Origin of the sequence: Streptosporangium longisporum, assembly GCF_039534895.1 — a bacterium.
Taxonomy (GTDB): domain Bacteria; phylum Actinomycetota; class Actinomycetes; order Streptosporangiales; family Streptosporangiaceae; genus Streptosporangium; species Streptosporangium longisporum.
Window position 1 is genome coordinate 1,806,310 of record NZ_BAAAWD010000006.1, and the last position, 12,351, is coordinate 1,818,660.

9 protein-coding genes and 1 riboswitch are annotated in these 12,351 nt (G+C 72.6%); of the genes, 7 read left to right on the top strand and 2 right to left on the bottom strand.

The features are described from left to right. Positions 1 to 6 precede the first annotated feature (6 nt). Positions 7 to 1,206: a cytochrome P450 gene (locus ABD832_RS12390; protein ID WP_344892957.1), complete on the top strand. Its 1,200-nt coding sequence runs from the start codon at positions 7 to 9 to the stop codon at positions 1,204 to 1,206. 187 nt (positions 1,207 to 1,393) lie between these two features. Here the strand turns inward: ABD832_RS12390 and ABD832_RS12395 are convergent, their stop codons facing one another. After that, complete coding sequence (locus ABD832_RS12395; RefSeq protein ID WP_344892959.1) at positions 1,394 to 2,371, bottom strand: SAM-dependent methyltransferase; 978 nt, start codon at positions 2,369 to 2,371, stop codon at positions 1,394 to 1,396. Positions 2,372 to 2,689: 318 nt separating this feature from the next. Between ABD832_RS12395 and ABD832_RS12400 the strand changes: the two genes are divergently transcribed. The 6 genes from ABD832_RS12400 (at position 2,690) to ABD832_RS12425 (ending at position 11,025) form a co-directional block, all read left to right on the top strand. Then, entirely contained in the window at positions 2,690 to 3,580 is an 891-nt protein-coding gene (locus tag ABD832_RS12400) for a Rossmann-like and DUF2520 domain-containing protein (protein WP_344892961.1), read from the top strand. 144 nt (positions 3,581 to 3,724) lie between these two features. Further along, positions 3,725 to 4,552 carry a pantoate--beta-alanine ligase gene (gene panC / locus ABD832_RS12405; protein ID WP_344893465.1) on the top strand — a complete coding sequence of 276 codons (828 nt, stop codon included), beginning with the start codon at positions 3,725 to 3,727 and terminating at the stop codon, positions 4,550 to 4,552. 233 nt (positions 4,553 to 4,785) lie between these two features. Beyond that, a complete protein-coding gene (locus tag ABD832_RS12410) occupies positions 4,786 to 7,494 on the top strand; it encodes an L-aspartate oxidase (protein WP_344892964.1) in 2,709 nt (902 codons plus the stop codon). Next, positions 7,494 to 8,276, top strand: coding sequence for a type III pantothenate kinase (locus ABD832_RS12415; RefSeq protein WP_344892966.1), 783 nt, complete (start codon positions 7,494 to 7,496; stop codon positions 8,274 to 8,276). The genes ABD832_RS12410 and ABD832_RS12415 overlap by 1 nt, the downstream gene beginning before the upstream one ends. A gap of 97 nt (positions 8,277 to 8,373) precedes the next feature. After that, complete coding sequence (gene lysX / locus ABD832_RS12420) at positions 8,374 to 9,882, top strand: bifunctional lysylphosphatidylglycerol synthetase/lysine--tRNA ligase LysX (protein WP_344892969.1); 1,509 nt, start codon at positions 8,374 to 8,376, stop codon at positions 9,880 to 9,882. Between the two features lie 942 nt (positions 9,883 to 10,824). Next, positions 10,825 to 11,025: a helix-turn-helix domain-containing protein gene (locus tag ABD832_RS12425; RefSeq protein WP_344892971.1), complete on the top strand. Its 201-nt coding sequence runs from the start codon at positions 10,825 to 10,827 to the stop codon at positions 11,023 to 11,025. A 104-nt stretch (positions 11,026 to 11,129) separates the two neighbouring features. On the opposite strand, the gene ABD832_RS12430 is transcribed toward ABD832_RS12425, so the two are convergent. After that, entirely contained in the window at positions 11,130 to 12,179 is a 1,050-nt protein-coding gene (locus tag ABD832_RS12430) for a C40 family peptidase (protein WP_344892974.1), read from the bottom strand. 6 nt (positions 12,180 to 12,185) lie between these two features. Continuing rightward, positions 12,186 to 12,334: riboswitch (cyclic di-AMP (ydaO/yuaA leader) on the bottom strand. Positions 12,335 to 12,351 lie beyond the last annotated feature (17 nt).

Genomic DNA, 12,351 nt, shown 5'->3' on the forward strand with positions numbered 1-12,351 from the left:
GCTCACGTGCGCTTTGATCCCTGGAATCCGGAATTCGTCGCCCACCCGTACGACGCCTACGACGAACTGCGACGGGAGCGGCCGGTCGACTTCTTCGAGCCGACCGGCCAGTGGCTCGTCGCCCGGCACGCCGACGTCAACGCGCTGCTGCGCGACCGCAGGCTCGGTCGCTCCTACCTGCACGTGGCCACCCACGCCGAGTTCGGCAGGCCGGACGACCCCGGGTTCCAGGACCCGTTCTGGCGGGTGATCAGGGCGGGCATGCTCGACGTCGAGCCGCCCGTGCACACCCGGCTCAGGCGGCTGGTGTCGAAGGCGTTCACGCCGCGCATGGTCGAGGCGCTCCGGCCCAAGGTCGCCCGGATGGCCGGACGACTGGTTGACGACTTCGTCGAGCGCGGTGGCGGGGACCTGATCGCCGAGGTGGCCGAGCCGCTCCCGGTCGCCGTGATCGCCGAGATGCTCGGCGTGCCCGAGGCGGACCGGCACCTGCTCCGGCCCTGGTCGGCCCGGATCTGCGGCATGTACGAGCTGCGGCCGTCCGTCGAGGCCCAGCACGCGGCCGTACGGGCGGCCGAGGAATTCTCCGCCTACCTCGTCGACCTGGCCCGCGTCCGGCGGGCCGACCCCGGTGACGACCTGATCAGCGCGCTCGCCCTGGTGGCCGACGAGGGCGACAGGCTCACCGAGGAGGAGCTCGTCGGCACCTGCGTGCTGCTGCTCAACGCCGGGCACGAGGCGACCGTCAACGTCACCGGCAACGGCTGGTGGGCGCTCTTCCGCAACCCGGCCGAGCTGGAGCGGCTCCGCGCCGATCCGGGACTGCTGCCCACCGCGATCGAGGAACTGATGCGCTGGGACACGCCGCTGCAGATGTTCGAGCGATGGGTGCTGGAGGACGTCTCGGTGGGCGGGGTCGACATCCCCAGGGGCGCCGAGGTGGCCCTGCTGTTCGGCTCGGCCAACCGCGATCCCGAGGTCTTCGCCGACCCCGGCCGCCTCGACGTGGGCCGGGCCGACAACCCGCACATCTCCTTCGGCGCGGGCATCCACTTCTGCCTGGGCGCGCCGCTGGCCAGGATCGAGCTGATCGAGTCGTTCGGCGCCCTGCTGCGTAAGGCGCCGAGGATGGAGCCGGTCGCCGAACCCACCTGGGGGCCGGGCTACGTCATCCGGGGCCTGACCTCACTCGACGTACGGATCTGAACCGGCTTCGCGGTCACGCGCCGACGGTTCGCCCCGGTCCGGGGATCCGGGAAGAGCCTCGGTCCGGGAGGCCCGGGAGGTCCGGGACGAGCCTCGGTCCGGGATGTCCGCGAGGGCCGGGAGGTCCGGGATCGGGCGAGGTCCGCGAGGCCGGGCGAGGGCCGGGCGGGTTCGCGGGCCCCGGCGTTCACCGTCGCAGGCCCTGGCGGGTCTGGGAGAGCCAGCCGAACCCGCCGAGCCCGCCGGGCGCGATGAGCTCGGCCTCCTCCGAGGACCGGGCGAGGGCCCTCAGGTAGCCGCGCGGGTCGCGGCCGGCCAGCTCGGCCGGTGGGCGCCGTCCGGTGACGCCGAGGGCGCGCAGCGCCTCGCGCTGCGTGGTCAGCGCCGTGGTGACGGCTCCGGCGCTCTCACCGGCGGCCGCGCAGGCGTCCAGCGCCACGTGGGCGGTGATGTCGCAGGACCCGTCGGGCACCGGCGCCACCGTCGACCCGTCGCGGTACCCGGCCAGCGTGCCGTAGGGCGGCCGGTCGTCCGCCGAGTGGGCGTAGTCGATCGCGATCGCCCGCCCACGGGCCAGGCGCACGATCACCGACGCCCAGGCCCGGTCGCGCGGCCGGCCGATCTCGGCCCGCTCGCCGGTGAGCCGCATCGGCCACCAGCGGTTCAGCCAGGCGAGGTCGGCGTCACCCGGCCTGCCGCCGAGCCGCTCCTCGCCGTCGATGACGTTGACCAGCACCAGCCGGGGCCCGGTGGCCGTCTGCTCGACGATGTCGACCGGGATGTTGTCCAGCCACTCGTTGGCGATCACCAGGCCGCAGATCCCGTCCGGCGCGGCCCTGGCCCAGACGATCTCCTCGGGCAATGCCGCGGGGCGGGGCGCCAGCTCGACCGCGGTCACCCTCAGCCTCCGCCGCAGCGAGGCCGGGGCCGCGGCGAGCACGCCGCTCGCCAGAACGCCCTCGCCCGCGCCGATGTCGACCAGGTCGAGCGTCCCGGGGCCGCCGAGCTCCTCGTCGACCGCGACTAGCTCGCGCAGCACGGCCTCGGCGAACACCGGGGAGACGCCGACCGAGGTACGGAAGTGACCCGAGGGACGCTCCCGGAGGTAGAAACCGCTCTCGCCGTAGAGCGCATGCTCCATCGCGGCGCGCCAGGTGAGCCACACGTCCTCAGACGCTACCCGGCGGGGCGGGGGAACGAGATCAACTCGTGCCGACGATTGGAGTGAGCACATGACCGCATTCTGTCACCGGCCCGCGTGGCGTCGGACGAGGCCGCGTCGGCGCGTCCCCGGACGTCCGGTTCCCGTCACCGCCAGACCTTCCGCGGGTCCCTGCGCCCCTCCGGAGATCCGGTTTGGCACTCTTGTGGGGGAACCTCGCCGCCGGGACCGAACGAGCGCCTTGAGGCGGTCACCACGGCACGGCCCATTACGCTGGTCAATCGGGCACGGAGCCCCCACATGGTCGAAGGACGGGACGTCATGGACGCAGTCGATCGCCCGGCACGCCTGGCCGTCGGAGTGGTCGGAGCGGGCAGGGTCGGTTCGGCGCTCGGTGCCGCGCTGGTCAGGGCGGGGCACCGGGTCGTCGCCGCGAGCGGCGTCTCGGACGCCTCCAGGGAGCGGGCGGTCGAGCGGCTCGGGCTCGTCCCGGTCCGGCCCGAGGACGTGGTGGCCGGCGCGGACCTGGTCCTGCTGACGGTCCCCGACGACGTACTGCCCGACCTGGTCTCGGGCCTGGTGGGCACCGGCGCCGACCTGCGGGGCAAGCTGGTGGCCCACACCAGTGGCGCGTACGGGCTGGCGGTGCTGAACCCGGCGATCAAGGCCGGGGCGCTGCCGCTGGCGCTGCACCCGGTGATGACCTTCACCGGCCGCGACGACGACCTGCGCCGCCTGACCGGCATCTCCTACGGGGTGACCGCGCCCGACCCGCTCCGCGCGGTGGCCGAGGCCCTGGTCATCGAGATGGAGGGTGAGCCGGTCTGGATCGCCGACGAGGACCGGCCGCTGTACCACGCGGCCCTGGCGGGGGCGGCCAACCACATGGTCACGCTCATCGCGGAGTCCTCGGAGCTGCTGGGGCGGATCGGCGTGGAGCAGCCGGGCCGGATGCTCGGCCCGCTGCTCGGCGCGGCCCTGGAGAACGTGCTGAGGCTCGGCATCGCCGGACTGACCGGGCCGGTGGTGCGCGGCGACGCCGGGACCGTCCGCAGGCACGTGGACGCGCTGATCCTCGCCGCCCCCGAGGCCGCGGACGCCTACGTGGCGCTGGCCAGGCTCACCGCCGACCGGGCCCTGGCGGCCGGGCTGCTCAAGCCCGAGGCCGCCGAGCGCCTGCTGGACGCGCTGGGCGGCAACACGTGGACCTGACATGGACCTGAGGCCCCCGAGCGGCCGCTTCGCGGACGTCCCCCCGCTCCGGCTCCCTGGCCGGAGCGTCACCCCCCTCCGGCCAGGGAGCCGGAGCATCACCCCCCGGAGGTCGCAGTGATCGTGGCGGACGACCACGCAGGACTGGTCAAGGCGCGCGAGACCCTGGGGATCGGCGCGGGCGCCCTCTCCGGCGCGGGCACGCTGGCGCTCGTGCCCACCATGGGCGCGCTGCACGAGGGGCACCGCTCCCTCGTCCGGCTGGCGCGTGAGCGGGCGGACCAGGTGGCGGTGAGCATCTTCGTGAACCCGCTCCAGTTCGGCCCCGCCGAGGACTTCTCCCGCTATCCCCGTACGTTCGAGGCCGACCTGGAGATCTGCAGGGCCGAGGGGGTGGGGATCGTCTTCGCCCCCTCCGCCGAGGAGATGTACCCGCCCGGCAGGCAGGTCGGCGTCTCCGCGGGGGCGATGGGATCGATCGTCGAGGGGGAGTTCCGGCCCGGCCACCTCGACGGGGTGCTGACCGTGGTGCTGAAGCTGTTCAACCTGGTCCGGCCGGACGTGGCGGTGTTCGGGCAGAAGGACGCCCAGCAGCTCGCGATGATCCGCCGGATGGTCGCCGACCTGAACGTGCCGGTCACCGTCGTAGGGGCGCCCACGGTCCGCGAGCCGGACGGGCTGGCGCTGTCCAGCCGCAACCGCTACCTGTCGCCGCGGGACCGGCAGGTGGCGCTGGCCCTGTCCAGGGCGCTGACCGAGGGGTCGGCGGAGCATGCGGCGACGCGGGTCCGCCGTGCCGCCCGCGCGGTGCTGGACGCCGAGCCGTCGCTGGCCCTGGACTACCTGGTCCTGGTCGATCCGGCGACGTTCACGGAGGTCGGCGACGACCACGCGGGCGAGGCGATCCTGGCGGTGGCGGCACGGGTGGGGTCCACCAGGCTGATCGACAACGTCACGCTCACCCTCGGCTGATCAGGGCGCCCACGATCCGGGGCGGGTCCCGTGGTCCGGGGAGCATGATCCGGGGAGCATGATCCCGGAGCCAGGACCGGACGGGCGGTGCCCGTGGCCGGGACCGGCCCCGGGGCCCCGGGATCGGGGACGGCCGCCCGATGCCCACCCCGGGGTGAGGCCGCCTCGGACGCCCCGTTATCGTCAGAGTGACGAAATGAACGGCCTCTATGAACCCCCGCGAGGAGGCGGCAATGAGCATCCCGGCCATCCCCCAGAGGTTGACCGCGCCCGCTCCGGGCTGGACGGTCCAGGCGGACGTGGTCGTGGTGGGCTCCGGCATCGCGGGTCTCACCCTGGCGCTGCGCTACGCCGGCCTGGCTCCCGGGGCGAAGGTCCTGGTCGTCACCAAGGACGTCCTGTCGTCCGGTTCCACCCGCTGGGCTCAGGGCGGCATCGCCGCGGTGCTCGACCCGGCCGACACCCCCGCCGAGCACCTGTCCGACACGCTCGTCGCCGGGGTGGGCCTCTGCGACGAGGAGGCCGTACGGGTCCTGGTGACCGAGGGGCCGGACGCGCTGCGCGACCTGATCGCGACGGGCGCCCGGTTCGACACCGACGCCTCCGGTGCGCTCCAGCTCACCCGGGAGGGCGGCCACCGGCGCGACCGCATCGTGCACGCGGGCGGCGACGCCACCGGCGCGGAGGTGCAGAGGGCGCTGGTGCAGGCCGTCGGCGAGTCGGGCATCGAGGTGATCGAGCACGCGCTCGTCCTCGACCTCCTCAAGGACGCGCGCGGCCACGCCGCGGGGGTGACCCTGCACGTCATGGGCGAGGGCGAGCGCGACGGGGTGGGAGCGGTCACGGCCGGGGCCGTGGTGCTGGCCACCGGCGGCATGGGGCAGGTCTACGCCGCCACCACCAACCCGGTCGTCTCCACCGGGGACGGGGTGGCGCTCGCGCTGCGCGCCGGTGCCGTGGTCAGGGACCTGGAGTTCGTCCAGTTCCACCCCACCGTGCTCTGGCTCGGCGAGGACTCCACCGGCCAGCAGCCGCTGATCTCCGAGGCGGTCAGGGGCGAGGGCGCGGTGCTGGTCGACGCCGACGGCGTCCGGTTCATGCGGGACGTGCACGAGCTGGCCGATCTCGCCCCCCGCGACGTGGTGGCCAAGGCGATCATGCGGCGGATGCGCGCCACCGGCGCCGACCACGTGTACCTCGACGCCCGCCACTTCGGCGAGGAGAAGTGGCGCACCCGCTTCCCGACGATCCACGCGGTCTGCCGGGAGCACGGCATCGACCCGGTCGCCGACCTCGTCCCGGTCGCCCCCGCCGCCCACTACGCCAGCGGCGGCGTCCGTACCGACCTGCACGGCCGCACCAGCGTCCCCGGCCTGTACGCGTGCGGCGAGGTCGCGTGCACCGGCGTGCACGGCGCCAACCGGCTGGCCTCCAACTCCCTGCTGGAGGGGCTGGTCTTCGCCGCGCGGATCGCCGCCGACGTCCACGCCGCGGCCACCGGCCACGGCCCGTCCGCCGCGGCCACCGTGAAGGCCACGGACGCCATGGACGCCACGGATCCCGTGAACACCACGCCCGCCGGAAAGGCCGCGGCCACCGTGGACGCCACGGACGCCAGGGCCGCGGACCCCGTGGACGCCGCCCCCGCCGAGGGCTCCAGGAACGCCGTGGACGCCGTGGCGGGCGTGCCGGTCCCCGACGGCCGCCCCTTCGGCCTGATCGACCCCAGGGCCCGTACCAGGATCCAGGGGCACATGAGCAGGGGGGCGAGCGTGCTGCGCAGCCGGGAGTCCCTGGGAGAGGTCGCCCGGGCCCTGCTGAACGTCCGGTGGACCCCGGTGGCGGTCGAGCCGTGCACCGAGTCGTGGGAGACCACCAACCTGCTGACGGTCGCCTCCGTACTGGTGGAGGCGGCCCGGCACCGCCAGGAGACCCGGGGGTCGCACTGGCGCGAGGACTTTCCCGAACGTGACGATGCCGAATGGCTGGGCCACCTCGACGTGACCCTGACAGCGGAGGGACCGACCATGACGTACGTACCCCACGGGCGGCGCGAGACGACGCTGCCGGCCAGGGTGGAGGCCGACCTCGCCGAGGCGGGGCTGGACCCGTCGGCGGTGACCGCCCTCCTGGAGACCGCCGAGGCCGAGGACGTGCGGCAGGGCGGTGACGTCACCAGCCTGGCCACCATCCCCGCCGGCCGTACCGACACCGCCGACGTGGTGGCCCGCGCGGACGGCGTGGTGGCCGGGCTGGCCGTGGCCGAGGCGGCCTTCTGTCACCTCAGCCGGGGCCGCCTGACGGCCGAGCGCAGGGTCAAGGACGGCGAGAGCGTCGCCGCGGGCGACGTGCTGATGACCGTCACCGGCCCCACCCGGGACCTGCTGACCGCCGAGCGCACCGCGCTCAACCTGCTCACCCACCTGTCCGGCGTCGCGACCCTGACCGGGCGCTGGGTCCGCGCCGTCGAGGGGACCGGGGCCGCGATCAGGGACAGCCGCAAGACGCTGCCCGGACTGCGTGCCCTGGAGAAGTACGCGGTGCGGTGCGGCGGAGGGGTCAACCACCGCATGTCCCTTTCGGACGCGGCGCTGATCAAGGACAATCACGTGGTGGCCGCGGGCGGGGTCGCCGAGGCGTTCCGGGCGGTCCGTGACGCCTGCCCCGGCCTGCCGATCGAGGTCGAGGTCGACCGGATCGACCAGATCGAGCCGGTGCTGGCCGAGGGAGCCGAGGAGATCCTGTTGGACAACTTCACCGTCGAGGAGCTGGCGCGGGCCGTGCGGCTGGTGGACGGCAGGGCGCGGCTGGAGTCCAGCGGCGGGCTGACCCTGCAAACGGCTCGTGATGTGGCCGAGACGGGTGTTGACTACCTTGCCGTGGGCGCGCTCACGCACTCGGCGCCGGCACTGGACATCGCCTTGGACCTTCGGGGGAATTGATGCTGCTCGCCATCGACGTCGGCAACACGCACACCGTTCTCGGCCTCTTCGAGGGCGAGGACGTCATCGAGCACTGGCGGATCTCCACCGACCCCCGGCGCACGGCGGACGAGATCGCCGTCGTGCTGCAGGGACTGCTCGGGCAGTCGCCGCTGCTCAAGGGCGCCGACGTCAACGGCATCGCGATCTGCTCGACCGTCCCCTCGGTCCTGAACGAGATGCGCGAGATGTGCCGCCGCTACTACGGGGACGTGAACGCGGTCATCGTGGAGCCCGGCGTCCGCACCGGGGTCCCGGTCCGGATGGACAACCCCAAGGAGGTCGGCAGCGACCGCATCGTCAACGCGCTGGCGGCCATCCAGCTCTACGGCGGGCCGTGCGTGATCGTCGACTTCGGGACCGCCACCTCCTTCGACGCGGTCTCGGCCAAGGGCGAGTACGTCGGCGCGGTGACCGCCCCCGGCATCGAGATCTCGGTGGACGCGCTGGCCGCGGCCGGCGCGCAGCTGCACAAGGTGGAGCTGATCCGGCCCAGGTCGGTGATCGCCAAGAACACCGTGGAGGCGCTCCAGGCGGGCATCATCTACGGCTTCGCCGGGCAGGTGGACGGGATCGTCGAGCGGATGGCGGCCGAGCTGGCCGACGACCCCGACGAGGTCACGGTGGTGGCCACCGGCAGCGCGGCGCCGCTCGTGGTGAGCGAGGCGCGCTCGATCGACATGCACGAGCCGTGGCTCACGCTGATCGGCCTGCGTCTGATCTATCACCGCAACACCGCCTGAGCCGCCCCGCGGGCCCGTCCGGAGGGCATGACCCGGGCGGGCGGCGGGCACGGTGGGTGACCTCGCGGGGTTCGCCGCATCGGTACCCTTTGGAACTGTGACCGATGACGTGACCAATCCCGCCGAGGACCTGCCCGAGCAGATGCGCGTGCGCCGGGAGAAGTTCGACCGCCTCCGCTCCGAGGGCGTCGATCCCTATCCGGTGAACTTCCCGCGTACCGCGACCAACGCCGAGATCCGCGGGAAATACGCCGATCTCTCCGCTGACACCGCGACCGGCGACAGGGTGGGCGTCACCGGGCGGGTGATGCTGTCCCGGACCGGCGGCAAGCTCTGCTTCGCCACCCTGCGGGACGGCTCCGGCGACCTCCAGGTCATGATCTCCCTGGACCGGGTGGGCGAGGAGTCGCTGGCCGCGTGGAAGCGCGACGTCGACCTCGGCGACCACGTGGGCGTCGAGGGCGAGGTCATCACCTCGCGCAGGGGCGAGCTGTCCATCCTCGCCGACCGCTGGGTGATCACCTCCAAGTGCCTGCGGCCGCTGCCGGAGAAGCACGCGGGCCTGACCGACCCGGAGGCGCGGGTCCGCCAGCGCTATGTCGACCTCATCGTCAACGACGAGGCCAGGAAGCTGGCGTACACCCGCAGCGCCGTGGTGCGGTCGGTCCGCGACTTCTGGCACGAGGAGGGCTACCTGGAGGTCGAGACGCCGATGCTCCAGCCGATCCACGGCGGAGCCACGGCCCGGCCCTTCAAGACCCACATCAACGCCTACGACATGGAGCTCTACCTCCGCATCGCGATCGAGCTCTACCTCAAGCGGCTCGTGGTCGGCGGGATCGAGAAGGTCTTCGAGATCAACCGCAACTTCCGCAACGAGGGCGCGGACTCCACCCACAACCCCGAGTTCACCATGCTCGAGGCGTACGGAACCTATCTCGACTACAACGACATCGCGGACCTGACCCAGCGGATGATCCAGCAGGCGGTGGTGGCCGCGCTGGGTCACTCCGTGGTCGTCCACGAGGGTCAGGAGATCGATCTGGGCCTGGCCAAGTGGCCGCGGATCACCCTCTACGGGTCGGTCTCCGAGGCGCTGGGCGAGGAGGTCACGACCGCGACGCCGCTGGAGCGCGTCCGTGCCCTCGCGGACGCGCGGGAGATCCACTGGGACGCCGCGTGGGGTCAGGGCAAGCTCGTCCAGGAGATCTTCGAGGCTCTCGTCGAGCACACGCTCATCCAGCCCACGTTCGTCATGGACTACCCGCTGGAGACCTCCCCGCTGGCCCGCAACCACCGCGACAACCCGCTCCTCACCGAGAAGTGGGACCTGATCGGGTTCGGCACCGAGCTCGGCACCGGCTACTCGGAGCTGAACGACCCGATCGAGCAGCGCCGCCGCCTCACCGAGCAGTCCCTGCTCGCCGCGGGCGGCGACGTCGAGGCGATGCAGCTTGACGAGGACTTCCTCACCGCCCTGGAATACGGAATGCCGCCCACCGGCGGCATGGGGCTGGGCATCGACCGTCTCATCATGGCCTTCACCGGCAGGAACATCCGCGAGACCATCCTGTTCCCCCTGGTCAAGCCGGCGGGCCGGGCCTGACCGACGCGCGGCCCCCGGGCCACGCGAAACGACGTTCCCGCCGTACGGCGTGTACCGGGCCGACCACGCCCGGGTCCGGTACCGCCGTACGGAGCACGATCATTCCCCCGCCCGGGCGCTGTGCCGCGTCCGGGCAAAAGCGTGCCCCGGGCCTCCCGGACGGCACCCGCGGCACCCACGACACCCGCGGACCCACAGAACGGGGCGACACGGCCCGGACGGCGTACCCACCGGTCAGGCGTCGCGCGTCGGCGGCGGCGGTCACCTTCCCGGGGCCGGAGACGTGCCCGTACGGTGCGCGGGGACCGGGAGCGGAAGGGCGGGATCCCGGCCGCCGGAAACGGCGGTGCTCGCGTCCCTTCGTGCCGTGCGGAGGAGTTTCCGCATGGTGTAGAAACTCCCTTTCCGCACGCCCGATATTACGGCGTGCGAGTGGCCCCGCGCGAAACTCCGCAAATGCCGCAAAGAACCGAAGTGGCCCACGATTTCCGGGTTTTTACGTCACGCCGTCAAGGTGCCGAGGGACGTGACCACCGCCGCACCGGCGGAACAGGGGTCGATTTCCCGAAAAATACGGGAGGCGCGCGCGTCGCGGACCCGGCGTCCGGAGGGCCGCAGGGCCTGCCGATCCGGCAAAATCTTGTTCTACGAAGATGCGGGTCCTCGCAGCCAGGGGACGGTTACGGGTCCACGCCCGAGGCGGATCATGACTTAACCGCAAAGGCGCTGACATATCATGAGTACTTCACGTATGGCCTGCTATGTCAATAGTGCGGCGACGCCATGAAGGGCGGAACTTGACGACCTTTGAACAAGGCGTTTACCGTTCCTGGCGGGCGGTATTCATTCATGGTGCCTTAGGCCCGGTTTCCAGAGTGGGGGGAGTGACTCTTGATGGCATATCCGGAAGTGGATTCGCGCCATGGCGACAGCCCCCTGGGCATGGGCGATATCGGTCTCAGCGCCGACGACCTCGTGCTGCTGGCTGAGCTCGCCAAGGGCGTCACCGTCGACAGGGTGGGCCGCAGGCTCGACATCAGCGGCCGGACCGTCAGGCGCAGGCTCAGGGGCATCTGCGACCGCATCGGCGTCGCCACGGCGATCGAGGCCGTGGCCTGGGCGGCCCGCCGCCGCCTGATCTAGCCTGCCGCCGCCCGAATTCAGCCGCCCGCTCCGTCCGCCCGTCCTCGGCCGACGCCAGATCCCGCGCCGGGCGGGCGCGGGACGGCGTCGAGCGGGTGCCGGGGTCAGCCGGCGATGCGCACGCCTCCCACGAAGGGCCGGTCGTCGATCGTGGTGATGTGGATGACGTCCCCGGTCCGGGGGGCGTGGACCATCAGGCCCGCGCCGATGTAGATCCCGACGTGGTGCAGGTCGCTGTAGAAGAAGACGAGGTCACCCGGGCGCAGCTCGCTCCGGGAGACGCGCGTGCCCGCGGTCCACTGGTCGCCGGTGTAGTGCGGCAGGCTGATCCCGACCTTCTGGTAGGCCCACATGACCAGCCCGGAGCAGTCGAAGGAGTTGGGACCCTCGGCGCCCCAGACGTACGGCTTGAGCTGCTGGGTCAGCGCCCAGCGGGCGGCCTCGGCCCCCTTGCCGCTGCCCACGATGGGCGCGTCGACCTTCACCCGGGCGCCACGGTTGCCGACGGCCTGGGCGCGTACCTCCCTGAACAGGTCGCTCTCCACCCGCGCGACCAGTCGCTCGATCTTGGCGCGCTTGGCGCCGATCTCCGTCAGCAGCTTCTTGACCTCGGAGGTCCTGGCCTTGGCGCCGGCCTGCGCCCGCTCGGCGGCCTCGATCGCCCGGCCCACCTGGGCGACCTCCTCGCTCTGCTGCTGCTGCAGGGCGTAGCTGGTGGTGGCCTGGTCGAGGAAGTCGTCGGGGTCGGACGTCTGGGTGAGGGTGAGCCCTGCGTTCAGTCCGCCCGCCATGTAGCTGCTCTGTGCCAGCAGGGCGGCCTTGGTCCGCCGCGCCGCCAGCTCGGACTCGCTGGTGGCCAGGGTCTTCTTGGCGCTGTCCGCGGCCCGCTGCGCCTGCTTGAGCTTGACCCGCTCGCCGTTGTACTGCTCGGCGAGCGTCTCGATCTCGTTGTGCAGCTTCTCGGCCTGCGCGGCCAGTTGCTTGAGGCTGGGCTCGGGGTCGGCGGAGGCCGCGACCAGCGGGGTGCCCAGGGTGAGGGTGGCGAACGCCAGGCCGATCACCGCCATGCGGCGGCGGAGCCCTCGCGGCGCGCGTCGTGGACGGTGGGCGTCGCCACCCGCCTGGTCTCCTCCGCGGTCGCGCGTGCGCTTCACCAATGGACTCCTTCTCCTCGGCCGCCTACCGGGTTAGCTGACGGGTTCGGGCCGGAGGGCAGCCCTACCGGGTGCGCCGGTGGCACTCGGATTCACCCCGGGGGACTCGGGTGGGTCCCCGGTTCTCCCTGCGGGAGATTCGGCGGGTCAGGCTTTTCACATCTCTGACATC